General features: G+C 36.8%; 14 protein-coding genes, 4 tRNA genes, 5 rRNA genes and 1 other annotated feature. Of the genes, 15 read left to right on the top strand and 8 right to left on the bottom strand.

Annotated features, from left to right (window positions below; genetic code table 11):
- The first annotated feature begins 956 nt into the window (after positions 1-956).
- The 9 genes from AB3K27_RS16245 to folK all read left to right on the top strand — a co-directional run bounded on the left by AB3K27_RS16245 (position 957) and on the right by folK (position 8,038).
- Positions 957-2,467: ribosomal RNA gene (locus tag AB3K27_RS16245) — 16S ribosomal RNA — on the top strand.
- A 111-nt stretch (positions 2,468-2,578) separates the two neighbouring features.
- Positions 2,579-2,654 (top strand) — tRNA-Ala (locus AB3K27_RS16240).
- A 6-nt stretch (positions 2,655-2,660) separates the two neighbouring features.
- A tRNA-Ile gene (locus tag AB3K27_RS16235) sits at positions 2,661-2,737 on the top strand.
- 371 nt (positions 2,738-3,108) lie between these two features.
- Positions 3,109-4,724 (top strand) — a sequence feature (23S ribosomal RNA rRNA prediction is too short).
- 56 nt (positions 4,725-4,780) lie between these two features.
- Positions 4,781-4,897 (top strand): 5S ribosomal RNA (rrf, locus tag AB3K27_RS16230).
- A gap of 9 nt (positions 4,898-4,906) precedes the next feature.
- Positions 4,907-4,982, top strand: a tRNA-Phe gene (locus AB3K27_RS16225).
- Positions 4,983-5,132: 150 nt separating this feature from the next.
- Positions 5,133-5,948: a dihydropteroate synthase gene (folP, locus tag AB3K27_RS16220; protein WP_368488417.1), complete on the top strand. Its 816-nt coding sequence runs from the start codon at positions 5,133-5,135 to the stop codon at positions 5,946-5,948.
- A gap of 185 nt (positions 5,949-6,133) precedes the next feature.
- Positions 6,134-6,691, top strand: a complete 558-nt coding sequence (gene folE, locus AB3K27_RS16215) for a GTP cyclohydrolase I FolE (protein WP_368491264.1) — start codon at positions 6,134-6,136, stop codon at positions 6,689-6,691.
- 15 nt (positions 6,692-6,706) lie between these two features.
- Positions 6,707-7,183, top strand: coding sequence for an HD domain-containing protein (locus AB3K27_RS16210; RefSeq protein WP_368488416.1), 477 nt, complete (start codon positions 6,707-6,709; stop codon positions 7,181-7,183).
- A 27-nt stretch (positions 7,184-7,210) separates the two neighbouring features.
- Positions 7,211-8,038, top strand: coding sequence for a 2-amino-4-hydroxy-6-hydroxymethyldihydropteridine diphosphokinase (gene folK / locus AB3K27_RS16205; protein ID WP_368488415.1), 828 nt, complete (start codon positions 7,211-7,213; stop codon positions 8,036-8,038).
- Positions 8,039-8,093: 55 nt separating this feature from the next.
- On the opposite strand, the gene AB3K27_RS16200 is transcribed toward folK, so the two are convergent.
- The 5 genes from AB3K27_RS16200 to AB3K27_RS16180 form a co-directional block, all read right to left on the bottom strand.
- Positions 8,094-9,341 carry a peptidase S41 gene (locus AB3K27_RS16200; protein WP_368488414.1) on the bottom strand — a complete coding sequence of 416 codons (1,248 nt, stop codon included), beginning with the start codon at positions 9,339-9,341 and terminating at the stop codon, positions 8,094-8,096.
- Positions 9,342-9,371: 30 nt separating this feature from the next.
- Positions 9,372-10,100, bottom strand: a complete 729-nt coding sequence (locus tag AB3K27_RS16195; protein WP_368488413.1) for an ABC transporter permease — start codon at positions 10,098-10,100, stop codon at positions 9,372-9,374.
- Entirely contained in the window at positions 10,101-11,012 is a 912-nt protein-coding gene (locus AB3K27_RS16190) for an ABC transporter ATP-binding protein (protein WP_368488412.1), read from the bottom strand.
- Between the two features lie 104 nt (positions 11,013-11,116).
- Positions 11,117-11,992 (bottom strand): sensor histidine kinase, encoded by an 876-nt coding sequence (locus AB3K27_RS16185; RefSeq protein ID WP_368488411.1) that lies wholly within the window; start codon positions 11,990-11,992, stop codon positions 11,117-11,119.
- Between the two features lie 55 nt (positions 11,993-12,047).
- Positions 12,048-12,737 carry a response regulator transcription factor gene (locus tag AB3K27_RS16180; RefSeq protein WP_368488410.1) on the bottom strand — a complete coding sequence of 230 codons (690 nt, stop codon included), beginning with the start codon at positions 12,735-12,737 and terminating at the stop codon, positions 12,048-12,050.
- An 805-nt stretch (positions 12,738-13,542) separates the two neighbouring features.
- On the opposite strand from AB3K27_RS16180, the gene AB3K27_RS16175 reads away from it, so the two are divergent.
- The 4 genes from AB3K27_RS16175 to AB3K27_RS16160 all read left to right on the top strand — a co-directional run bounded on the left by AB3K27_RS16175 (position 13,543) and on the right by AB3K27_RS16160 (position 18,767).
- Positions 13,543-15,054, top strand: a 16S ribosomal RNA gene (locus tag AB3K27_RS16175).
- Positions 15,055-15,559: 505 nt separating this feature from the next.
- Positions 15,560-18,456, top strand: a 23S ribosomal RNA gene (locus AB3K27_RS16170).
- Positions 18,457-18,567: 111 nt separating this feature from the next.
- Positions 18,568-18,684, top strand: a 5S ribosomal RNA gene (gene rrf, locus AB3K27_RS16165).
- Together the 16S, 23S and 5S rRNA genes with 1 tRNA gene alongside form the textbook arrangement of a ribosomal RNA operon.
- A gap of 8 nt (positions 18,685-18,692) precedes the next feature.
- A tRNA-Asn gene (locus AB3K27_RS16160) sits at positions 18,693-18,767 on the top strand.
- Between the two features lie 151 nt (positions 18,768-18,918).
- Here the strand turns inward: AB3K27_RS16160 and AB3K27_RS16155 are convergent.
- Both AB3K27_RS16155 and AB3K27_RS16150 read right to left on the bottom strand, forming a co-directional pair.
- A complete protein-coding gene (locus AB3K27_RS16155; protein ID WP_368488409.1) occupies positions 18,919-19,797 on the bottom strand; it encodes a ComEC/Rec2 family competence protein in 879 nt (292 codons plus the stop codon).
- Between the two features lie 36 nt (positions 19,798-19,833).
- Positions 19,834-20,559, bottom strand: coding sequence for a lysophospholipid acyltransferase family protein (locus tag AB3K27_RS16150; RefSeq protein WP_368488408.1), 726 nt, complete (start codon positions 20,557-20,559; stop codon positions 19,834-19,836).
- Between the two features lie 437 nt (positions 20,560-20,996).
- Here AB3K27_RS16150 and AB3K27_RS16145 point away from each other — a divergent pair, with 437 nt between their 5' ends.
- Both AB3K27_RS16145 and AB3K27_RS16140 read left to right on the top strand, forming a co-directional pair.
- Positions 20,997-22,367 carry a 2-isopropylmalate synthase gene (locus tag AB3K27_RS16145; RefSeq protein WP_368488407.1) on the top strand — a complete coding sequence of 457 codons (1,371 nt, stop codon included), beginning with the start codon at positions 20,997-20,999 and terminating at the stop codon, positions 22,365-22,367.
- 36 nt (positions 22,368-22,403) lie between these two features.
- A complete protein-coding gene (locus AB3K27_RS16140; RefSeq protein ID WP_368488406.1) occupies positions 22,404-24,329 on the top strand; it encodes an aconitate hydratase in 1,926 nt (641 codons plus the stop codon).
- Between the two features lie 267 nt (positions 24,330-24,596).
- Here AB3K27_RS16140 and AB3K27_RS16135 read toward each other — a convergent pair whose 3' ends face one another.
- Positions 24,597-25,877 (bottom strand): O-acetylhomoserine aminocarboxypropyltransferase/cysteine synthase family protein, encoded by a 1,281-nt coding sequence (locus AB3K27_RS16135; protein ID WP_368488405.1) that lies wholly within the window; start codon positions 25,875-25,877, stop codon positions 24,597-24,599.
- Positions 25,878-25,956 lie beyond the last annotated feature (79 nt).

Raw genomic sequence — 25,956 nt, 5'->3', positions numbered from 1 at the left:
TAATTATGTTTAGTGAAGTTAAGAAATAGTTTTTTTATATAATTATAGTATATTATCATATTTAATATGTTATGCAAGTATTGTATCATTATAATATTATTAGTATTATTAATATATACAATACTAATAATATCTTCTATGAAGATAAATATTATAGATGTACCTGATTAAATTTGACTAAAATGGTGGGATTATCCTATCCCCCATTAGTATTTTTGTTAAACTATCATTATAGCACTGACGATTAAGTAATAATGTTAAGTGGTTTATAGGTTTAAGTGAAGTTTGTGCAGGAGGGATGCTTTTCTTTATGTGAATCTTGGTTACTCTAAGCTTGGTTCGACCTTTAGAGTTTGAGTAAACTTGTTCTGGTAAGAATATTGACCAATGAGCCATCCAACTTCTATAAGTGGTGGTAGTTTGCAATAAATTAGTGAAAAATAAATAAATATAAAAAAGGTGTTTAAAAGATATTGACAAAGGGAAAATGAGATGATATACTATAAAAGCTGTCTGGGAAAACAGGCGGCAGTAAAGATTAGATATGATCCTTGAAAATTAAACAGAATGAAGAACATAGGTAAACTTATTTATTAAAGAATAAACCAGCAATTCTTTTGAGCTGCGAGAGCAGTAGAGGAAGTAATTTCGTAATTAAGTATATTTAAGCAGTATTTTGCTGAAAGAGATATACTAAAATTACTAGTAGCGAGTACAGCGAGGAAAAGGCTGAATGAGGAGCGGAACTTACTTGTGTAATTGAGCACCGGAATGAGGCATTTGACGAAGCTGGGCGAAGCTAATAGTAATTTTCAAAAAATTAATAATGACGAATAGTTCAAGGAAAGACTTGAGTGAGGAACAGAGTTTACTTTGGGTAAATGAGTACCGCAGCGAAAGGCTTGACGCAGAAATATGAAGTTAGTATTAATTTTTAACAGAGTCAATAAAACTTTTAAAATAAGAGTTTGATCCTGGCTCAGGACGAACGCTGGCGGCGTGCCTAACACATGCAAGTCGAGCGAGGAAGCCCTTTCGGGGGTGGAATAGCGGCGGACGGGTGAGTAACACGTGGGTAACCTGCCTCAAAGAGGGGGATAGCCTCCCGAAAGGGAGATTAATACCGCATAGAAGGTAAAAACCGCATGGAGGATACCTTAAAGGAGAAATCCGCTTTGAGATGGGCCCGCGTCGCATTAGCTAGTTGGAGGGATAAAAGCCCCCCAAGGCGACGATGCGTAGCCGACCTGAGAGGGTGAACGGCCACATTGGAACTGAGAAACGGTCCAGACTCCTACGGGAGGCAGCAGTGGGGAATATTGCACAATGGGCGAAAGCCTGATGCAGCAACGCCGCGTGAGTGAAGAAGGTTTTCGGATCGTAAAGCTCTGTCATCCGGGACGATAATGACGGTACCGGAAGAGGAAGCCACGGCTAACTACGTGCCAGCAGCCGCGGTAATACGTAGGTGGCGAGCGTTGTCCGGAATTACTGGGCGTAAAGGGTGTGCAGGCGGATATTTAAGTGAGATGTGAAAGACCCGGGCTTAACCCGGGCAGTGCATTTCAAACTGGATATCTAGAGTGCAGGAGAGGAGAACGGAATTCCTAGTGTAGCGGTGAAATGCGTAGAGATTAGGAAGAACACCAGTGGCGAAGGCGGTTCTCTGGACTGTAACTGACGCTGAGGCACGAAAGCGTGGGTAGCAAACAGGATTAGATACCCTGGTAGTCCACGCCGTAAACGATGAGTACTAGGTGTAGGGGGTATCGACCCCTCCTGTGCCGCAGTAAACACAATAAGTACTCCGCCTGGGAAGTACGATCGCAAGATTAAAACTCAAAGGAATTGACGGGGACCCGCACAAGCAGCGGAGCATGTGGTTTAATTCGAAGCAACGCGAAGAACCTTACCTGGACTTGACATCCCCTGAATAACTTGTAATGGAGGAAGCCCTTTGGGGCAGGGAGACAGGTGGTGCATGGTTGTCGTCAGCTCGTGTCGTGAGATGTTAGGTTAAGTCCTGCAACGAGCGCAACCCCTGTTGTTAGTTGCCATCACAGGAAGGTGGGCACTCTAACAAGACTGCCGCGGTTAACGTGGAGGAAGGTGGGGATGACGTCAAATCATCATGCCCCTAATGTCCAGGGCGACACACGTGCTACAATGGGCAGAACAGAGAGAAGCAATACCGCGAGGAGGAGCAAATCTCAAAAACTGCTCCCAGTTCGGATTGCAGGCTGAAACCCGCCTGCATGAAGTTGGAGTTGCTAGTAATCGCGAATCAGCATGTCGCGGTGAATACGTTCCCGGGTCTTGTACACACCGCCCGTCACACCATGAGAGCTGGCAACACCCGAAGTCCGTAGTCTAACCAAGGAGGACGCGGCCGAAGGTGGGGTTAGTGATTGGGGTGAAGTCGTAACAAGGTAGCCGTAGGAGAACCTGCGGCTGGATCACCTCCTTTCTAAGGAGTCGAAAGGCAGGGAAAGCTTGCCTTAAAAGCTGGGGAATATAGATAAGTAAGTTACCATTTATTCTGTTTAATTTTGAGGGATCATATCCTTCTAGTTAATTTGGGGGTATAGCTCAGCTGGGAGAGCACCTGCCTTGCACGCAGGGGGTCAAGAGTTCGAATCTCTTTATCTCCACCATGTTATGGGCTTATAGCTCAGCTGGTTAGAGCGCACGCCTGATAAGCGTGAGGTCGATGGTTCGAGTCCATTTAAGCCCACCAAGTACAAGAAAAAAATATTTATAATTCACATTGTAAATTGTGCACTGTGAATTGAAAGAATTTTGTCCTTTGAAAATTGCACAGTAAATAAAAGAAGTAAAGCTAAGGTTAGAAATAACCTTTGTAGTAGTAAGTATAATTAAAGTTATGCTTGCATTGTAATAAATAACTAAGGATAAAAAATTGGTAATAACGAGTACAGCAAGGAAAAGGCCGAATTAGGAGCAGAGTTTACTTATGTAAATGAGCACCGCAGTGAGGCATTTGATGCAGCTGTGCGAAGTTAATAGCAATTTTTTAATGAAACTCACTCAGCTAAGGCTGAGGAGTGCAATTTAGGAACCAAATCAAAGATTTGGACTAAATTATCAGGTCAAGCTACAAAGGGCGCATGGAGGATGCCTTGGCACCAGGAGCCGAAGAAGGACGTGATAAGCTGCGAAAAGCTCTGGGTAGGCGCAAATAGCCAGAGAACCAGAGATATCCGAATGGGGAAACCCACCTAAAAAACAATAGGTACTGCAGGGTGAATATATAGGTCTGCAGAGGGAAACCCGGGGAACTGAAACATCTAAGTACCCGGAGGAAGAGAAAGAAAAATCGATTTTCTAAGTAGCGGCGAGCGAAAGGGAAAGAGCCCAAACCGGAAACTTGTTTCCGGGGTAGAGGTCAGGTAAAAAAAATTGTGGAAGCTTAATTGAATACAACTGGAAAGATGAGCCGCAGAAGGTAAAAGCCCTGTAAGTGAAAAGCAGAAACGAAATAACCTGTACCGGAGTACCACGAGACACGAGAAACCTTGTGGGAAGCAGGGAGGACCACCTCCCAAGGCTAAATACTACCTGGTGACCGATAGAGGAGGAGTACCGTGAGGGAAAGGTGAAAAGAACCCCGGGAGGGGAGTGAAAGAGAACCTGAAACCGTGTGTCCACAAACAGTCGAAGTACGTTAAAGTACGACGGCGTGCTTTTTGTAGAACGAGCCAGCGAGTTACAGCATGCAGCAAGGTTAAATACTTAAGGTATGGAGCCGAAGGGAAACCGAGTCTGAAAAGGGCGGGGAGTTGTATGCTGTAGACCCGAAACCGGGTGACCTATCCATGGCCAGGTTGAAAGTGAAGATGCTTGCTACCCGCGATTGGACGGAAAGACCCCGTAGAGCTTTACTGCAGTTTATCACTGAATTTTGGTATTGCCTGTACAGGATAGGTGGGAGGCAGGGAAAGAAGTGCGCCAGCATTTGTGGAGCCAACGTTGGGATACCACCCTGGCAGTACTGAAATTCTAACCGGAGTGCATGAAACTGGACACGGGACAATGATAGGCGGGCAGTTTGACTGGGGCGGTCGCCTCCAAAAGAGTAACGGAGGCGTACAAAGGTTCCCTCAGAAGGGTTGGAAATTCTTCGGAGAGTGCAAAGGCAAAAGGGAGCTTGACTGCGACACAAACAGGTGGAGCAGGGACGAAAGTCGGGCTTAGTGATCCGGTGGTACCTCGTGGGAGGGCCATCGCTCAACGGATAAAAGCTACCTCGGGGATAACAGGTTGATCTCCCCCAAGAGTTCACATCGACGGGGAGGTTTGGCACCTCGATGTCGGCTCGTCGCATCCTGGGGCTGGAGTAGGTCCCAAGGGTTGGGCTGTTCGCCCATTAAAGCGGCACGCGAGCTGGGTTCAGAACGTCGTGAGACAGTTCGGTCCCTATCCGTCGCGGGCGTAGGAAATTTGAGGGGAGCTGTCCCTAGTACGAGAGGACCGGGATGGACTGACCGCTGGTGAACCAGTTGTTCCGCCAGGAGCACAGCTGGGTAGCTAAGTCGGGAAGGGATAAACGCTGAAAGCATCTAAGTGTGAAGCCCACCCCAAGACGAGATTTCCCATGGCGAAAGCCAGTAAGACCCCTCCGAGAAGAGGAGGAGATAGGTCAGGGGTGTAAGCATGGCAACATGTTAAGCTGACTGATACTAATAGGTCGAGGGCTTGACCAAATAATATTTACTGTGCAATTTTGAGGGGATAAAACTCCTGAACAAAAGAATAGAAATCTGGTGGCAATAACGTGGAGGCAACACCCCTTACCATTTCGAACAGGAAGGTTAAGTTCCACAGTGCCCATGGTACTGCAGGGGAGGCCCTGTGGGAGAGCAGGTCGCTGCCGGATAACTAATATGGCCAGATAGCTCAGTCGGTAGAGCAGAGGACTGAAAATCCTCGTGTCCCTGGTTCGATTCCTGGTCTGGCCACCAAAACTTCAGGTTTTTATCTGAAGTTTTTTTCATATGCAATAAGAATGTAAGAGGGAGGATATTTGTATATTCCCCAATATTTTGTTAAAATAAATAATATGTAAAAATAATTATGGTATTTAATAAAAAATAATGACTGAAGGTGGCATAATGAGTAGAATAATGAGAATAGGTAAAAAAGATTTTGAAATAGGTAAGAGAACTTATATAATGGGTATACTTAATGTTACGCCGGATTCTTTTTCAGATGGGGGAAAATTTAATAATATAGAATTAGCTTTAGAACATGCTAAGCAAATGGAGGCAGAAGGAGCTGATATAATAGATATAGGCGGGGAATCCACAAGACCAGGTTATGAAACCATAACTCAACAGGAAGAATTAGAAAGAATCATTCCTGTAATAGGAATATTAGCAAAACATATAAAAATACCTATTTCAGTGGATACATATAAATCAAAGGTTGCAGAACAAGCATTAAATGCCGGTGCATCTTTTATAAATGATGTATGGGGATTTAAAAAAGATCCTCGTATGGCATTTGTGACCGCCCATTATAAAGTTCCGTGTTGTTTGATGCATAATAGGGATAATACAAATTATAATGCCTTAATAGAGGATATATTAAATGATTTAAAAGAAAGTATAAACATTGCTTTAAAAGCTGGAGTAGAGGATAAAAATATAATATTAGATCCTGGAATTGGGTTTGGTAAAGATTATGAACAGAATTTAAGTGTTATGCGCAATTTAGAAAGATTTTCTGAACTGGGATATCCTGTACTTTTAGGAACCTCTAGAAAATCAATTATAGGAAATACACTAAACCTTAAAGTACATGAGCGATTAGAAGGTACTATAGCTACTACAGTTATAGGAATAATGAAAAAATGTGATTTTGTAAGAGTTCATGATGTTAAAGAAAATAAGAGAGCTGCTATAATGTCAGATGCTATAGTTAGGTAACATAATTCATTAGAAAAATTTATAAAGGAGCGTATTGTGGTGCTTATCCCCACTTTCAAGAAGCTGGGGATATCGAAACTAATTTCAGTGTTTAGATAAATTAGTTGTTTTTAAAAATAGATGATTTGACGTATTTTGAGGAGGTAAATATTGAGTATCTTTTTTATGCTCAATATATTTGTATTATGGATGAAAATAAAATTAAAGAAGCTATAAAAATGATTATAGAAGCTATAGGAGAAGATCCAGAAAGGGAAGGACTTTTAGAAACTCCTGATAGAATTGCTAGAATGTATACTGAAATATTTTCAGGACTGAAGCAAGAGCCAGGAGAACATTTAAAAAAAGTGTTTACTGTAAATAGTGACGATATTGTATTAGAAAAAGACATTCAATTTTATTCTATGTGTGAACATCATTTTATGCCCTTTTATGGGAAAGCACATGTAGCATATATACCTAATGACAAAGTTGTTGGATTAAGTAAACTGGCAAGAACCGTTGAGGTATTTGCAAGAAGGCTTCAACTTCAAGAAAGAATGACTGCTCAAATTGCAGATTCAATAATGAATTATTTGGAAGTAAAAGGAGTCATGGTTGTTATTGAAGCAGAACATATGTGTATGACCATGAGAGGGATAAAAAAGCCAGGAAGTAAAACCGTTACAGTTGTTACTAGAGGAATATTTAAAAGTGAAACTAAATTTAGAAATGAAGTTTATGAAATGATAAAAATGAAATAGAAGGTAGGTAAGTTTTTGAATAGAATAAACACTATTTTAAACAATCAGAAATTTTGTAAATATTTACAAAAAATTTCTCAAATAGAAAAGCGTAGAGAGTTTTGTAAACATGATATGTGTCATTTGTTAGATGTAGCCAGAATAGCCTATATAATGGTATTGGAAAATAATATTCAAATTAAAAAAGAAACTATATATGTAGCTGCCTTGCTGCATGACATAAGAAAATGGGTGCAATATGAGAAGGGTGTAGCCCATGAATTAGCTAGTGCTAAATTGGCTGAGGATATTTTAATTGAATGTGGTTTTATGGAAGATGAAATACTACAGATCCTGAATATAATACTAAATCACAGGAAAAAAGATACTAATAATTTAATAAACAGCATATTTTATTCAAGTGATAAAATATCTAGAAATTGTTTTAGATGTAAGGCTATTTCCAAATGTAATTGGCCAGAGAAAAAGAAAAATTATAATATTAAATATTAATGGGACTTAGTTAGGAGATGATGGTGTATGGATATTATTCATATTAAAGATTTAGAAGTGTATGCATATCATGGGGTAAATCAAGCTGAAAAAGATTTAGGACAGAGGTTTCTAATATCTTTAAAAATATTTTTGGATTTAAGTGAAGCAATAGATAAAGATGATTTAAACAAAACTGTAAATTATAGTAAATTGTGTTTTGAAATAGAAAAGGAATTTAAGAAGAAGAGATATAATCTTATTGAAAGATCGGCTCAGGCATTGGCAGATTTCATATTGAAAAAATATGAGATAGTGGAACGGGTAGTGGTTAAAGTAAAAAAACCTTGGGCACCTATAGGTAAACCTTTAGAGTGGGTGGCAGTAGAAATAGATAGATGTTGGCATAAGGCCTATATTGCTATTGGTTCAAATATGGGAAATAGAGAAAAGAATATAAAGGATGCAATATACAACATAGATTGTTCATCCTATAATAAAGTGACTAAAATATCTAAATTGTATAATACTAAACCTGTAGGATATGTAGAACAAGAAGATTTTTTAAATGGAGCTTTAGAAATAAAGACCTTAATGGCTCCTAAGAAATTAATGGAGTTTTTACTAGAAATAGAAAAAACATTAAAAAGAGAAAGAACTATAAAGTGGGGACCACGAACTATAGATTTAGATATAATTTTATATGATAACATAGTAACCTGTGAAGAAGAAATTATTATACCACATCCTAAAATGCAGGAAAGATTATTTGTACTTAAGCCTTTATGTGATATCGCACCTTATGTTGTTCACCCACTTTTAAATACAAGAATTATAGATTTGACAAGAGAGCTGGAAAAAACAGAAACACTATAAAAAGTTTAGGATTTTTAAATTCAATTTTTAAAAATTCTAAACTTTTTATATAATTTTAATTTTTTAAAATGTAATTGAGAACAGGATCTTTTTTATTTAAATAGTCTACTATGGATATTTCAATTATTTTATCTGGTGTAAAAGTACTGCTATTATCTGTGGAAGTTTTATTAAATTGTGTGGAGTATTGTATTTGTATTCGTGAATTAGGAAGGATAAAACTCTTCACAGAACCATAATGATTTGGTTTACCACTTGTCTCTTCACCTACAAAAGTTGCATTAGTTTCTTTTTTCAATGTAACAGCATTAATTATAGCTGATGAAAAGGTATTCCTTCCTACTATAACAAAAAGATGATTTTTATTGTTTAGTTTTTTGTCTTTTATCCAATCTATAATAGGATTTATATATTTATCGCTGCCACCTGAATTATCTCTTATGTCAATTACAAATTTGTCAATGGCATGGGTATCCATGAATTTAATCATTTCAGTTGTAAAATCTTCTATTGTCTTGCAATCGTCATCTTCTTGACATTTGTTGTATTTAAAATATAAGGTTTTTTCATTGTATATATATTTATACCAGTAATTTAAGTTATTTTGCTGCATATATAAAGGGTATGAAATATCAAAATTACCTTTTATAATAAACTTTCCCTTGAAGTTTTCACTGTTTATAGAATTTATATTTAAATTAAAAGCTTGTCCCTTGCTATTTTCAAAGGTAAAAAGGGTATTTTTTATATTAGATGTAATATTTAAACCATGAAGAATTTCAGCATTTATAAGGTATTTAGGAATATATTTTTTTATTACAGCTCTATTTTCATTAACCATTAATGGTAAAATAGTTTTTTGAACTTTTTCTATATTTACTCCATTTATTTTTACAAGTCTTGTGTAAAGGGCTTTTTTATATTCAGGTATAGTATTTATAACATATATACCTTCTTTAAAGTAATAAAATTGTACTGGGTACATAGTTGAAGCTTCTTTATAGAGGGATGTATGGGTGTCTCCCACACTAGCTATTATTTTATGAATACTCACTAGTATTTGGTCATTATTTAGTTTATCTACAGAATTTTTTAATGTATTCACTTCAGTATTGAACTGTTCTTCATTAATTTTAAAAAATAGATCCACATGTTTTTTAGGAAGAGCTTTTTCCATATAATTTAAATCTTTTTTCCATTTTGCATTTCTATCTCCACCTAGATATTGAGATTGACAACCAGCAGAAAGTGTGTTGAGAGAAATTAATAGAAAACAGAAATTAATTTTTATAAATTTATTCATTATTAAACTCCTTTTTAGTTAACACAAATTTCAATTTATCTCATCTTTACAGAATTGGTACATAGCAATAGACAGAAATAAAATAAAACATAAAATACCACAAATTATAATATAGTTTAATTTGATATCCTTTAAGTTATAAAAATATGCAGATGAAAGATAAGGTGATGTTAATGGAAGGTATTTTAAATTTCCTAGGTCATTATGCACTAAAAGATTGCTTAAGATAAAGGATAATATCCCATATGAAGAGGGTACTATAAGATTTTTGCTTATATTTCCGACCAATACAGGAATAGGCATTAGTAAAAATTGAAAAAATAAAGAGTACGTATTGGCTTTTATATCTTTCATTACTAAACTTCCTTGTGGAAAAATGCCATTTAGAAAATAATAGCTTAGAGGAATAGATATAGTTTCAATGGCATATGTAAAAAAAATAATTATATACAGGGTTATTAATTTTGATATAAAAATCCTTAACCTGCTTATGGGATAAGTGTACAATATATTGGCAGTTATATCTGTAAATTCTCTTGAAAAAATGTAAGCTGCTATTGTTGAAAATACAACTGTATATAACATTAAAAAATTTATCTGTTCTATATTATAAGCATATTTTTCAAAAGGCATATCATGTTCAGTTATTAATCTTGCCAGGAACATAAATATTGTCATAAGTGTTCCGCAAATAAAAACTATAGGTATAATATAAGTTTTTTTTAGTTTTAAAAGTTCTGAATATATTATATTAAACATTTAATCTCCCCCTGTAAGTTTTAAAAAATAATCTTCCAGGCTATCTATTTTTAAGCATAGTTCATTTACAAATATATCATTTGAAACAAGAACTTTATTTATATTTGAAGCCTCCTGAAGTTTTTCATAAACCCTTAAATTATTTTTTTCCCATATGACATAATCTTTTATATTGAGTTTTTCCTCTAAAATAAAACAAGCTCTTTTATCATTATTTACTTTGATACTTATATAATGTCTGTTTCTTTTTTGAAGCTCATCATAGGGTATTTCTTCTAAAAGTACACCTTTATGAATTATTCCAATTTTTGTAGCCATTTGTTGAATTTCGCTTAATATATGACTGGATATTAAAAATGTAATATTTTGCTTATGGGCTAAATCTATAATTAATTCTCTTATTTCTTTTATTCCCAGAGGATCAAGACCATTTGTGGGTTCATCTAATATTAAAAATTCAGGGTGATGCAAAAGGGCTCTGGCAATTCCAAGTCTTTGCTTCATGCCAAGTGAGAATTCTTTTACTTTTTTATTTTCCACATCTTCTATACCTACTATTTTTAAAGAATGCTTTATGGAGGTTTTTTCTTGAATGCCCATCATGCGTCTATGTATTTCTAAATTTTCCTTTGCGGTGAGATTTGGGTAAAATCCAGGATATTCTATTATAGATCCTATTCTTTGAAGAAGATTTTTATTTTTACTTGATGTTTTCTGTGAAAATAATTCTATTTCTCCACAGGTTGATTTTATAAGTCCCATTATCATTCTTATGGTAGTAGTTTTGCCTGCACCATTTTCACCAAGAAAACCATATATATCACCTGTTTCTATAGTCATATTTAAACTATGAACTGCATAAGAATTTTTAAATTTTTTAGTTAAATCATAAGTTTTCAGAATGCTATCCATTTAGTTACCTCCGTATTATTTCTGGTTCGTCTATTTAATAATTTTATATAAAAAGGATTATGTTTATAATACAACATAATCCGTACATGCTATTTACACAGTTCTTACAATTTTCTTACATCTTTGGGAAGTGTAAATTTAAATTCTGTTTTTTTATATGGGACACTGGATACGGAAATTGTACCATCTAGAGATTCCACCAATTTTTTAACTATACTGAGGCCAAGACCACTACTTCTTGAATTTGATTTTCTAGATTTTTCAACGGTGTATAATCTATCAAATATATAATTTATTTCGTCTTTAGGTATTCCTAAACCATTATCCCATATTGATATAAAAACTGTATTTTGGGTATAGGATAGGTTAATGCATATTTTTGTACTGGTTTTTCCATGTTTTAAGGCATTACTTATAAGATTATTTAAAATTCTATTTAAAGCCTTTTCGTCTGCATTAACATATACATTATCTTTTTGAAAGTTTAATTCAGGTTCTATACCTGACTTTTTAAATTCATTAAAAAAGAAAACAAGCTGTTGTCTTATAATTTCACATATATCAATTGATTTTATTTTCAGTTTAAAGTCTTTTGAATCCATCTTTGAAATTTGAAAAAACTCCTCCAATATATCATAGAGATAATTTCCCTTATTATAAGCTATTTTTATATAACGTTTTTTTTCATCTGGACTTAAATCATAGTCATTCAATATAAGTTCCATGTATCCAAGAATTGAAGTAAGTGGTGTCCTCAAATCATGTGATATATTTGAGATTATTTTTTTTCTGGATTCTTCACTTAGAATATTTTTCTTTTCGATAGCTTGAAGCTTTTCTATAAGGTTATTTATTTTTATAGTTAACTTACTAAAACATTTTATGTGGGTTTGAAGTCTTATCCTTTGATTTAAATTTCCATTAAATATATCATCAATATATTTACATATATGATTTATATTTTTATAAAAACATGTCAATAATATTGAAAGAAAAATTATTATAAATATAAGAATGTAAATAAATATGAGCATATTATTCACCAAGCTTATATCCTATGCCCCAAACAGTGGATATGTATTTGGGGCTATTTGGATTGTCTTCAATTTTATTTCGTAATCTTTTTATATGTACCATGACAGTGTTGTCATCATGTATATACTTGTTTTTCCATACATTATTGAATATTTGGGCTTTTGTAAATACTCTGTCTGGATTTTCAAGAAAAAGTTTTAAAAGTTGAAATTCTTTTGGGGTTAAATCCAATTCTGTATTTTTTTTAAATACCTTGTAATTTAAAGTGTTCAATTTAAGATCCGCATACTGCAAAACTAAATTTTTAGGATGACCTTTATTATAGCTTATATATCTTCTAAGTTGAGATTTAATTCTTGCAGTTAGTTTTCTGATAGAAAAAGGTTTTACAATGTAGTCGTCTGCACCCATACTAAGGCCTACAATTCTGTCTGTTTCTTCATCTTTGGCAGATAAGATTATAATGGGCACTGTGCTGGTCTCCCGTATTTTTCTCAAAACTTCTATACCGTCAATGTATGGCAACATTAAGTCAAGAATAACTAATTGAAAAGTATTATCATATTTATTTATTGCCTCTTTTCCATTAAAAACTTGTATTGTATTATAATTTTCTTTTTTTAAAGTATCACAAATTAAGTTGTTTATTTCTTCGTCGTCCTCTACAATCAATATTTTAGACACATTCATTTGTGTAAACCTCATTTCTTGTAATTAATTCTTTAGTGTAAATTATAGCATATGTAATTTTAATATTGGTATTTAGATTTAATGAATAAATTATCGATAAAAGAGGAATTATAATAGACAAACATATCCTGGAGTATCTATAGTAGAAATACTTTGAAATATATAATAAAATCTAGATATATGGGCATAAATCAGTTTTATTATATGTACAATTAAGATCTGATAGAATACACATGATATAATGATATCCGTTATCTTGAAAATACTTAAAAACAAATAAGTCAACAAATTTCATCAATAACAAAAAAATAGTAAAAAGATGTTGACAAAGGGAAAATGAGATGATATACTATAAAAGCTGTCTGGGAAAACAGGCGGCAGTAAAGATTAGATATGATCCTTGAAAATTAAACAGAATGAAGAACATAGGTAAACTTATTTATTAAAGAATAAACCAGCAATTCTTTTGAGCTGCGAGAGCAGTAGAGGAAGTAATTTCGTAATTAAGTATATTTAAGCAGTATTTTGCTGAAAGAGATATACTAAAATTACTAGTAGCGAGTACAGCGAGGAAAAGGCTGAATGAGGAGCGGAACTTACTTGTGTAATTGAGCACCGGAATGAGGCATTTGACGAAGCTGGGCGAAGCTAATAGTAATTTTCAAAAAATTAATAATGACGAATAGTTCAAGGAAAGACTTGAGTGAGGAACAGAGTTTACTTTAGGTAAATGAGTACCGCAGCGAAAGGCTTGACGCAGAAATATGAAGTTAGTATTAATTTTTAACAGAGTCAATAAAACTTTTAAAATAAGAGTTTGATCCTGGCTCAGGACGAACGCTGGCGGCGTGCCTAACACATGCAAGTCGAGCGAGGAAGCCCTTTCGGGGGTAGAATAGCGGCGGACGGGTGAGTAACACGTGGGTAACCTGCCTCAAAGAGGGGGATAGCCTCCCGAAAGGGAGATTAATACCGCATAGAAGGTAAAAACCGCATGGAGGATACCTTAAAGGAGAAATCCGCTTTGAGATGGGTCCGCGTCGCATTAGCTAGTTGGAGGGATAAAAGCCCCCCAAGGCGACGATGCGTAGCCGACCTGAGAGGGTGAACGGCCACATTGGAACTGAGAAACGGTCCAAACTCCTACGGGAGGCAGCAGTGGGGAATATTGCACAATGGGCGAAAGCCTGATGCAGCAACGCCGCGTGAGTGAAGAAGGTTTTCGGATCGTAAAGCTCTGTCATCCGGGACGATAATGACGGTACCGGAAGAGGAAGCCACGGCTAACTACGTGCCAGCAGCCGCGGTAATACGTAGGTGGCGAGCGTTGTCCGGAATTACTGGGCGTAAAGGGTGTGCAGGCGGATATTTAAGTGAGATGTGAAAGACCCGGGCTTAACCCGGGCAGTGCATTTCAAACTGGATATCTAGAGTGCAGGAGAGGAGAACGGAATTCCTAGTGTAGCGGTGAAATGCGTAGAGATTAGGAAGAACACCAGTGGCGAAGGCGGTTCTCTGGACTGTAACTGACGCTGAGGCACGAAAGCGTGGGTAGCAAACAGGATTAGATACCCTGGTAGTCCACGCCGTAAACGATGAGTACTAGGTGTAAGGGGGTATCGACCCCTCCTGTGCCGCAGTAAACACAATAAGTACTCCGCCTGGGAAGTACGATCGCAAGATTAAAACTCAAAGGAATTGACGGGGACCCGCACAAGCAGCGGAGCATGTGGTTTAATTCGAAGCAACGCGAAGAACCTTACCTGGACTTGACATCCCCTGAATAACTTGTAATGGAGGAAGCCCTTTGGGGCAGGGAGACAGGTGGTGCATGGTTGTCGTCAGCTCGTGTCGTGAGATGTTAGGTTAAGTCCTGCAACGAGCGCAACCCCTGTTGTTAGTTGCCATCACAGAAAGGTGGGCACTCTAACAAGACTGCCGCGGTTAACGTGGAGGAAGGTGGGGATGACGTCAAATCATCATGCCCCTGATGTCCAGGGCGACACACGTGCTACAATGGGCAGAACAGAGAGAAGCAATACCGCGAGGAGGAGCAAATCTCAAAAACTGCTCCCAGTTCGGATTGCAGGCTGAAACCCGCCTGCATGAAGTTGGAGTTGCTAGTAATCGCGAATCAGCATGTCGCGGTGAATACGTTCCCGGGTCTTGTACACACCGCCCGTCACACCATGAGAGCTGGCAACACCCGAAGTCCGTAGTCTAACCAAGGAGGACGCGGCCGAAGGTGGGGTTAGTGATTGGGGTGAAGTCGTAACAAGGTAGCCGTAGGAGAACCTGCGGCTGGATCACCTCCTTTCTAAGGAGTCGAAAGGCAGGGAAGCTTGCCTTAAAAGCTGGGGAATATAGATAAGTAAGTTACCATTTATTCTGTTTAATTTTGAGGGATCATAGTCAGTTGACAATTAAGAGTTGACAATTGACAGTTAGATTCTCATTCCAATTGTACGGTGTAAGCAGTAATAGTAAATTGTGCACTGTGAATTGAAAGAATTTTGTCCTTTGAAAATTGCACAGTAAATAAAAGAAGTAAAGCTAAGGTTAGAAATAACCTTTGTAGTAGTAAGTATAATTAAAGTTATGCTTGCATTGTAATAAATAACTAAGGATAAAAAATTGGTAATAACGAGTACGGCAAGGAAAAGGCCGAATTAGGAGCAGAGTTTACTTATGTAAATGAGCACCGCAGTGAGGCATTTGATGCAGCTGTGCGAAGTTAATAGCAATTTTTTAATGAAACTCACTCAGCTAAGGCTGAGGAGTGCAATTTAGGAACCAAATCAAAGATTTGGACTAAATTATCAGGTCAAGCTACAAAGGGCGCATGGAGGATGCCTTGGCACCAGGAGCCGAAGAAGGACGTGATAAGCTGCGAAAAGCTCTGGGTAGGCGCAAATAGCCAGAGAACCAGAGATATCCGAATGGGGAAACCCACCTAAAAAACAATAGGTACTGCAGGGTGAATATATAGGTCTGCAGAGGGAAACCCGGGGAACTGAAACATCTAAGTACCCGGAGGAAGAGAAAGAAAAATCGATTTTCTAAGTAGCGGCGAGCGAAAGGGAAAGAGCCCAAACCGGAAACTTGTTTCCGGGGTAGAGGTCAGGTAAAAAAAATTGTGGAAGCTTAACTGAATACAACTGGAAAGATGAGCCGCAGAAGGTAAAAGCCCTGTAAGTGAAAAGCAGAAACGAAATAACCTGTACCGGAGTACCACGAGACACGAGAAACCTTGTGGGAAGCAGGGAGGACCACCTCCCAAGGCTAAATACTACCTGGTGACCGATAGAGGAGGAGTACCGTGAGGGAAAGGTGAAAAGAACCCCGGGAGGGGAGTGAAAGAGAACCTGAAACCGTGTGTCCACAAACAGTCGAAGTACGTTAAAGTACGACGGCGTGCTTTTTGTAGAACGAGCCAGCGAGTTACAGCATGCAGCAAGGTTAAATACTTAAGGTATGGAGCCGAAGGGAAACCGAGTCTGAAAAGGGCGGGGAGTTGTATGCTGTAGACCCGAAACCGGGTGACCTATCCATGGCCAGGTTGAAGCGGAAGTAAAATTCCGTGGAGGACCGAACCACGTTGGTGTTGAAAAACCATGGGATGAGCTGTGGATAGCGGAGAAATTCCAATCGAACTCGGAGATAGCTGGTTCTCCCCGAAATAGCTTTAGGGCTAGCGTCGGGAGTGAGTAATGGAGGTAGAGCACTGAATGGGGTAGGGGCTGACAACAGTTACCGAACCTTATCAAACTCCGAATGCCATATACTTGAATCCCGGCAGTCAGACTGCGAATGATAAGATCCGTAGTCAAAAGGGAAAAAGCCCAGACCACCAGCTAAGGTCCCGAAGTGTAAGTTAAGTGGAAAAGGATGTGTGATATCGAAGACAACTAGGATGTTGGCTTAGAAGCAGCCATACATTTAAAGAGTGCGTAATAGCTCACTAGTCAAGAGGTCATGCGCCGAAGATGTCCGGGGCTAAAACTTACCACCGAAGCTATGGGCCTGAAAGGGCGGTAGGGGAGCATGCTGCACAGGCAGAAGCCATACCGGAAGGAGTGGTGGACGGTGCAGGAGAGAGAATGCTGGCATAAGTAGCGAGAAATAAGCGAGAATCTTATTGGTCGAAAACCTAAGGGTTCCCGGGGAAGGTTCGTCCGCCCGGGGTAAGTCGGGACCTAAGCCGAGGCCGAGAGGCGTAGGCGATGGACAACCGGTTGAAATTCCGGTACCACATTTTTGCGAAAAAGAACAGAAGGGATGACGCAGAAGGATAGGATGTGCACACGAATGGATGTGTGTCCAAGGAGTGAGGGAGGAGATAGAGGAAAAACCATATGTCCGGTAATCCTGAGCTTTGAAGGGGAGTCCGCAAGGGCGAGTATCTGATTTCACACTGCCAAGAAAAGTCTCTATGGAGCAAGAGTGTGCCCGTACCGCAAACCGACACAGGTAGGTGAGGAGAGAATCCTAAGACCATCGGAAGAATTGTTGTTAAGGAACTCGGCAAATTGACTCCGTAACTTAGGGAAAAGGAGTGCCACGGAAGTGGCCGCAGAGAAAAGGCCCAAGCAACTGTTTATCAAAAACACAGGTCTCTGCTAAAGCGAAAGCTGAAGTATAGGGGCTGACGCCTGCCCGGTGCTGGAAGGTTAAGGGGACTGCTCAGCGAAAGCGAAGGCAAGAACTTAAGCCCCAGTAAACGGCGGCCGTAACTATAACGGTCCTAAGGTAGCGAAATTCCTTGTCGGGTAAGTTCCGACCCGCACGAATGGCGTAATGATTTGGGCACTGTCTCAACAACAAATCTGGCGAAATTGAAGTGCAAGTGAAGATGCTTGCTACCCGCGATTGGACGGAAAGACCCCGTAGAGCTTTACTGCAGTTTATCACTGAATTTTGGTATTGCCTGTACAGGATAGGTGGGAGGCAGGGAAAGAAGTGCGCCAGCATTTGTGGAGCCAACGTTGGGATACCACCCTGGCAGTACTGAAATTCTAACCGGAGTGCATGAAACTGGACACGGGACAATGATAGGCGGGCAGTTTGACTGGGGCGGTCGCCTCCAAAAGAGTAACGGAGGCGTACAAAGGTTCCCTCAGAAGGGTTGGAAATTCTTCGGAGAGTGCAAAGGCAAAAGGGAGCTTGACTGCGACACAAACAGGTGGAGCAGGGACGAAAGTCGGGCTTAGTGATCCGGTGGTACCTCGTGGGAGGGCCATCGCTCAACGGATAAAAGCTACCTCGGGGATAACAGGCTGATCTCCCCCAAGAGTTCACATCGACGGGGAGGTTTGGCACCTCGATGTCGGCTCGTCGCATCCTGGGGCTGGAGTAGGTCCCAAGGGTTGGGCTGTTCGCCCATTAAAGCGGCACGCGAGCTGGGTTCAGAACGTCGTGAGACAGTTCGGTCCCTATCCGTCGCGGGCGTAGGAAATTTGAGGGGAGCTGTCCCTAGTACGAGAGGACCGGGATGGACTGACCGCTGGTGAACCAGTTGTTCCGCCAGGAGCACAGCTGGGTAGCTAAGTCGGGAAGGGATAAACGCTGAAAGCATCTAAGTGTGAAGCCCACCCCAAGACGAGATTTCCCATGGCGAAAGCCAGTAAGACCCCTCCGAGAAGAGGAGGAGATAGGTCAGGGGTGTAAGCATGGCAACGTGTTAAGCTGACTGATACTAATAGGTCGAGGGCTTGACCAAAATATATTTACTGTGCAATTTTCAGAGGATATAAGTTTTCTGAAGAAAAGTATTGACAGGTAGCAGTTATGACAGTATAATATAAAACTGTAGTGAGAAAAATGATAAAAATCTGGTGGCAATAACGTGGAGGCAACACCCCTTACCATTTCGAACAGGAAGGTTAAGTTCCACAGTGCCCATGGTACTGCAGGGGAGGCCCTGTGGGAGAGCAGGTCGCTGCCGGATAAAGTTGTTCCGTGGTAGCTCAATGGTGGAGCATTCGGCTGTTAACCGAAGGGTTGGAGGTTCGAATCCTCTCCACGGAGCCATTTTTTATTTTTTGATTTATCCCGAAGGCGGCAACGCTAATACTTCCATATTATTTAAAGTGGAAGATAAACACTACTACGCCCTTGGATAAGTTTTTCTGAGGTTCAGGTGGAGAAGATTGTATTTCTTATAAGCGAATCCTAGCTAAATCTAAGAATCATTTGATTTTTTAACTATATCTTTTCCATCACTTATAATCACTATGCTTCCATCGATATCAGTTCTATAAATACGTATATTTCTTTTTTTCAATTTTCTTAAAGTTTCTTTATGAGGATGTCCATACTTGTTGTCTGCAGCACAGCTTATAACTGCTATATCAGGAGATACTTTATCCCAAAATTCATCTGAAGTAGAAGTAGAACTGCCATGATGACCGATCTTTAATACATCTGCGGATATATCATAGTTTTTATCTAAAATTTCTCTTTCACTTAATTTTTCAGCATCTCCTGTAAAGAGAAATTTAGTATTTCCGTAGGATATTTTTAAAACTATAGAATAGTTGTTGGTATCCTCATATTTATTGCTGTTGGGAGCTAATATTTCTGCCTTAGTATTTTCACCTAGATCTAGTTGCATACCTGGCTTGGGAACATCTATTTTCATATTTTTAGATTTTAGTTCAGTTATCATATTCTCGAATGTCTTGGTGGTAACTGTTTTTTTAGGAGCATAAAATTTATTTATGGGGTATGTATTTATTACAGTACTCATGCCACCTATGTGATCTTCATCAGGATGGGTGGCAATTACATAATCTAATTTTTTAATATCTATACTATCCAAATAGGATAAAAGCTTATCAGTATTTTTAGTTGGACCTGCATCTATTAATAGATTTTTACCATTTACTTGAATAAGTTCACTATCGCCTTGGCCAATATCTATATAATGTACTGTAAATTCTAAGGATTTATTAGAAGAATTAGTTGTTCTGCTATTTTCTAGATCTACACAGCCAGATATTAAAAAAGTTATTAATATTATTAGAACTAGTATATTAAAATATTTTTTTGTATAATTCATAAAATTCAACCACCCTGTCGTAATAATTATTTTGTATTATTTTTTAATATATGTGTGTTTAAGTATTTGTTGTTTTACAATATTTGATATGTCTGATAATTCTTCTTTTGAGAGCCTATCTGTATATATAGGCTCACATATAGTTACTTTTACTTTTGCTGATTTTACTATACTATGTTTGTTACCTTCTCTTAATTTATAGCTTCCATCTATGGCTATAGGAACTATAGGAACCTTTGCCTTCAGGGCTAGTTTTAAACTTCCTTTTTTAAATTCACCTATTGTAGGGCCTTTACTTCTAGTGCCTTCTGGAAATATTACCATGCTGTGTCCACTCTTTAATATTTGAACTGCTTCATTTAGTGATTTCATAGATTCTCGTATATTTTCTCTATCTATAAAAACACATTTTATTTGTTTCATCCAATAAGCAATTAATTTAAATCTTGTTATTTCCTTTTTAGCTATAAAACCTACTGTTCTATCTACAGAATGAATTATTATAGGTATATCTAAAAAACCTTGATGATTTGAAACAAAAAGACAGGTGGACTTAGGTATATTTTCTATTCCATTTAATTCTATTCTGGCATTTATAAGTTTTAGTATAAAGTCAGCCCATTTTTTTAAAGATATATTGATGTAATTTTGGGTTTCTTCTTCATTTTTGGTCTTCCTAATTTTATTTAATTTAAATTTTTTACCCAGTGAATATACCATATATAGGCAAAAAATAAAGTAAAATAAAATGGTTCTTAACATAAGTTAAAACTTCCTTTCCATAATATTGGATTTTTATTGAATATATATTGCATTATCCATTATATCACATGAATAATTATATCCATGTATATATTGCTAAATATAAATTATAGTTTTAAAAATAAAATTATATATAGGGCCAATATATAATAGAAAAAATCCTTTTTCATATATAATTAAAAGAGATGAATACGTTTTATTCAAATGTATGATAATGGGATAAAATTTATTTGCTAAAATATAATAAAAGTGTTACAATATAAGTATAATTATTCTTATTTATAGTTATTAGAGGGGGGCATATCTAATAACTATTTGAATTTTAAGTATAAATATAATTTTTTTACATATAAAGGTAAATATATATATGAAATAACTTTATTCAAATAATTCAAAAATTCATTTTAAGTTATAGATCCAATATTTAAAATAAGGAGATGATTTATATGAAAAAATGTTCCTACAATTATAAATTGGACAATGTAAATAATCCTAATTTTTATAAAGACATGTTTCCATATGAAGAAATACCAAAAATAGCTTTTAATAAAATACAATTACCTATGGATTTGCCTGATAATATATACATTACAGATACTACATTTAGGGATGGACAGCAGTCTATGCCTCCTTATACTTCCAGGGAGATAGTTAGAATTTTTGATTATCTTCATGAATTAGATAATAATTCAGGAATAATAAAACAGACAGAATTTTTCCTATATACAAAGAAGGATAGGAAAGCTGCCCAGATATGCATGGAAAGAGGATATGAGTTTCCAGAAGTTACTTCTTGGATAAGAGCAAATAAAGAAGATCTAAAGTTAGTAAAAGATATGGGAATTAAAGAAACAGGAATGCTTATGTCTTGTTCAGATTATCATATATTTAAAAAACTTAAGATGACAAGAAAAGAAACTATGGATATGTATTTAGATTTAGCAAGGGAAGCACTAAATAATGGAATTCGACCTAGATGCCATCTAGAAGATATAACAAGGGCTGATTTTTATGGATTTGTAGTACCTTTTGTAAATGAATTGATGAAGATGTCAAAAGAAGCGAATATACCTATAAAAATAAGGGCCTGTGATACTTTGGGATTAGGAGTACCTTACAATGGTGTGGAAATTCCAAGAAGTGTACAGGGAATTATACATGGACTTAGAAATATCTGTGAAGTTCCTTCAGAATGCATAGAATGGCATGGACACAATGATTTTTATGGAGTGGTAAATAATTCTACAACGGCATGGTTATATGGAGCATCTTCTGTAAATACTTCATTTTTAGGAATAGGGGAGAGGACAGGAAATTGTCCTTTAGAAGCTATGATAGTTGAATATGCCCAAATAAAAGGAGATACTAAGAATATGAAGCTTCACATTATAACAGAGCTAGCAGAGTATTTTGAGAAGGAAATTAATTACTCTGTACCTGTAAGAACTCCTTTTGTAGGAAATGATTTTAATGTAACAAGAGCAGGAATACATGCAGATGGTATATTGAAAGATGAAGAAATTTATAATATATTTGATACGGATAAAATTTTAGGAAGACCAGTGGTAGTGGCTGTAGGTCAGTATTCCGGCCGTGCCGGGATAGCAGCTTGGATTAATACTTATTATAGATTAAAAGATAGTAATAAAATTGATAAAAATGATCCTAGGATTGATCAAATAAAAATGTGGGTAGATGAACAATATATATCAGGAAGGACTAGCGTAATAGGCAATAATGAGTTAGAATTATTGGTGAGCAAAGTAATGCCAGAAGTTATTGAAAAAACAGAAGAAAGAGCTAGCTAGTGTATAGCTCTTAATTTACAGAAATGGAGGATAGGAATGGGATTAAATGCATCACAGAAAATCATAAAAAATCATTTGGTTAAAGGTGAAATGATACCTGGAAGAGAAATAGCCATAAAAATAGATCAAACTCTTACTCAGGATTCTACAGGGACTATGGCTTATCTTCAATTTGAGGCATTAGGAATAGATAGGGTTAAAACAAAACGCTCTGTAGCCTATATTGATCATAATATACTACAATCTGGACCGGAAAATGCAGATGATCATCTTTATATCCAAACTGTGGCAAAAAAACATGGTATATATTTTTCAAGACCAGGGAATGGAATATGTCATCAAGTGAATTTAGAAAGGTTTGGAGTTCCTGGAGATACCCTTTTAGGTTCAGATAGTCATACTCCTACCGGTGGAGGCATAGGAATGCTTGCCATTGGTGCAGGTGGACTGGATGTAGCTGTAGCTATGGGAGGAGGAGAATATTATATAAATATGCCCTCTATTGTAAGGGTAAATTTAACTGAAAAATTGAGTCCTTGGGTTACAGCCAAGGATATAATTTTGGAGATGCTTAAAAGGCTTACAGTTAAGGGTGGAGTAGGAAAGATTTTTGAATATACTGGGGAGGGAGTAAAAACTCTGTCTGTACCAGAGAGAGCTACAATAACCAACATGGGTGCAGAACTGGGTGCTACGACTTCTATATTCCCTAGTGATAATGTAGTAAGGGAATTTTTAAAGGCACAGGGGAGAGAAGAAGATTTTTATTCTATACAGCCGGATGAGGATGCAGTATATGATGAAGAAATGGAAATAAATTTATCTTTACTTGAGCCTATGGTGGCTTGTCCGCATAGCCCAGATGATGTAGTGTCTATATCTGAACTAAAAAATATAAAAGTAAATCAAGTATGTATAGGGAGTTGTACTAATTCTTCTTATACAGATATGATGAAGGTTGCAAATATACTAAAAGGGAATACTGTAAGTGAAAGTGTATCTTTAGTAATATCTCCAGGGTCTAAACAGGTTTTAACTATGTTAGCGGAAAATGGTGCCTTAGCTTCTATGGTGGCGGCTGGTGCCAGAATACTTGAAAGTGCCTGCGGTCCCTGTATAGGTATGGGTCAATCGCCATCTACTGATGCTGTCTCCCTTAGAACTTTTAATCGAAATTTTGAGGGAAGATCTGGAACTAAATCTGCTAAAATATATTTAGTAAGTCCAGAGATTGCAGTAGCTTCTGCACTAACAGGTTATATTACAGACCCAAGAACTTTGGGAAAACACTTTGATATAGAAATGCCTTCTAAATTTTTAGTAGAGGATAATATGATAGTTAAGCCTTCAGAAGATGGAAAAGAAATTAAAATAGTAAGGGGACCTAATATAAAGCCTTTCCCTAAAGCAAAAGCCTTAGGAGAAAATGTAGAGGGCAAAGTTCTTACAAAAGTAGGAGATAATATAACTACAGATCATATAATGCCTTCTAATGCTAAACTCTTACCTTATAGGTCTAATATACCTTATTTAGCTGAGTATTGTCTAACTCCTTGTGATGAAGATTTTCCTAAAAAAGCAAAGGAGAATCAGGGAGGATTCATAGTAGGAGGAAGTAATTATGGACAGGGTTCAAGTAGAGAACATGCAGCTCTAGCACCACTTTATCTGGGAGTAAAAGGAGTACTTGCTAAATCCTTTGCTAGAATCCACAAGGCGAATCTTATAAACAATGGAATAATTACTTTAGTATTTGAAAATTTAGAGGACTATGACAGAATAGAAACTATGGATGAATTGGAAATTAAAGATGCATTAACACAAATTGATAATAATATTATTATAGTAACTAATAAAACTAAAGGTGAAGAATATAAAATGTTATTTGATGTTACAGATAGGCAGAGAAATATGATAAGATATGGAGGTTTGTTGAATTTAGTGAAGAGGAGTAACAACTAAAATTTTTATAGTGAAACATATGGTAAATGAAGAAATTTAAAAAAATAATTAATACTTTATCAATAATAGTCCCTAGATATTTATAGAAAAATCTAGGGACTATCTTATTTAATAAATTAGGAGGTGATGTAACATATAATTACTATTTTTGTTACAAGAATTAGTATAATTTGCCCCGCCCATTTAGATCATGGCTTTTTAAATAAGCGGATATTAATTATTTAATTTGTAGGAGGAGTTTTAAATAATTAATCACAGTGTATTATATTAAACTTGGGCAAGAGCTTGTTCTAAGTCATCTATAAGATCTTGAACACCCTCAACTCCAATGGAAAGTCTTACGAGATCTGGAGTAACTCCAGCAGTTTTTTGCTGCTCCTCATTAAGTTCTGAATGGGTAGTACTTGATGGATGAATCACAAGGGATTTAGCATCTGCTACATTTGCAAGTAGTGAAAATAAATTAAGGCTATTTATAAATTTCTTTCCTGCTTCAAGGCCACCTTTTATTCCAAAGGTAAATATGGAACCTGCTCCTTTTGGAAAATATTTTTTGGATAATTCTCTATATGGACTACTTTCTAGTTCAGGATAATTTACCCAGGAAACTTTTGGATGATTATTTAAAAATTCTACTATTTTTCGTGTGTTCTCTACGTGCCTTTCAACTCTCAAGGATAATGATTCTAAACCTAAAATAAAATAGAAGGCATGTTGAGGACTAATTGTAGCACCTGTATTTCTCAAAAGTTGAACTCTTGCCTTTGTGGCAAAAGCTACAGCACCCAAGTCTGAATATACAAGTCCACCGTAACTTTCATCAGGTGTGGTGAAATCAGGAAATTTGCCGCTTGCTGCCCAATCAAATTTACCACCGTCAACTATAACTCCACCAACTGCAGCTCCATGTCCTCCAATAAATTTGGTTGCAGAATGAATAACTACATCTGCACCGTATTCTATTGGTCTTACAAGGTATGGTGTTCCAAATGTATTATCTAAAATAAGAGGTATTTTATTCTCATGGGCAATATTTGCCACAGCCTCTATATCTAAAATATTAATTCTTGGATTGCCTATTGTTTCTCCATAAACTGCTTTAGTTTTAGGAGTAATAGCTTTTCTAATATTTTCAGGGTCATCCGGATCTACAAATATTACATTGATTCCAAGTTTCTTTAAAGTCACCTTAAATAATTCATAAGTTCCGCCATATAGTGTGCTGGCTGAGACTATATCATCTCCTGAATTTGCTACATTAAGTATGGAGTATAAAATTGCCGCCATTCCTGATGATGTAGCAAGAGCTGCAGAGCCTCCTTCAAGGGCTGCTATTCTTTGTTCAAATACATCTTCAGTAGGGTTCATTATTCTACCATACACGTTTCCAGGTCTCTTTAATTGGAAAAAGTCTGCAGCTTCATCTGCATCTTTAAAAACAAAGGATGTAGTCTGATAGATTGGAACTGCCCTTGCACCAGTAGTTGGATCTGGCACTTGCCCTGCATGTACTTGTAATGTTTCAAATGATAATTTTTTTTCACTCATTATATATTCCTCCTTGATAGTTTTTATTTGACAGTATTTATTTGTGATTTTTTTGAAGTTTTTAATATCTTGCACGAAA

The organism is Clostridium sp. BJN0013, assembly GCF_040939125.1.
Taxonomy (GTDB): domain Bacteria; phylum Bacillota; class Clostridia; order Clostridiales; family Clostridiaceae; genus Clostridium_B.
The sequence above is the reverse complement of the archived record's forward strand: the minus strand, read 5'-3'. Positions and strand labels throughout refer to the sequence as shown.

Excerpts from the sequence above, each read along its gene's own strand:
- folP (WP_368488417.1), top strand. The coding sequence starts at position 5,133 with ATGAGTAGAATAATGAGAATAGGTAAAAAAGATTTTGAAATAGGTAAG.
- folE (WP_368491264.1), top strand. The coding sequence starts at position 6,134 with ATGGATGAAAATAAAATTAAAGAAGCTATAAAAATGATTATAGAAGCT.
- folK (WP_368488415.1), top strand. The coding sequence starts at position 7,211 with ATGGATATTATTCATATTAAAGATTTAGAAGTGTATGCATATCATGGG.
- AB3K27_RS16200 (WP_368488414.1), bottom strand. The coding sequence starts at position 9,341 with ATGAATAAATTTATAAAAATTAATTTCTGTTTTCTATTAATTTCTCTC.
- AB3K27_RS16195 (WP_368488413.1), bottom strand. The coding sequence starts at position 10,100 with ATGTTTAATATAATATATTCAGAACTTTTAAAACTAAAAAAAACTTAT.
- AB3K27_RS16190 (WP_368488412.1), bottom strand. The coding sequence starts at position 11,012 with ATGGATAGCATTCTGAAAACTTATGATTTAACTAAAAAATTTAAAAAT.
- AB3K27_RS16180 (WP_368488410.1), bottom strand. The coding sequence starts at position 12,737 with ATGAATGTGTCTAAAATATTGATTGTAGAGGACGACGAAGAAATAAAC.
- AB3K27_RS16155 (WP_368488409.1), bottom strand. The coding sequence starts at position 19,797 with ATGAATTATACAAAAAAATATTTTAATATACTAGTTCTAATAATATTA.
- AB3K27_RS16150 (WP_368488408.1), bottom strand. The coding sequence starts at position 20,559 with ATGTTAAGAACCATTTTATTTTACTTTATTTTTTGCCTATATATGGTA.
- AB3K27_RS16145 (WP_368488407.1), top strand. The coding sequence starts at position 20,997 with ATGATTTATATGAAAAAATGTTCCTACAATTATAAATTGGACAATGTA.
- AB3K27_RS16140 (WP_368488406.1), top strand. The coding sequence starts at position 22,404 with ATGGGATTAAATGCATCACAGAAAATCATAAAAAATCATTTGGTTAAA.
- AB3K27_RS16135 (WP_368488405.1), bottom strand. The coding sequence starts at position 25,877 with ATGAGTGAAAAAAAATTATCATTTGAAACATTACAAGTACATGCAGGG.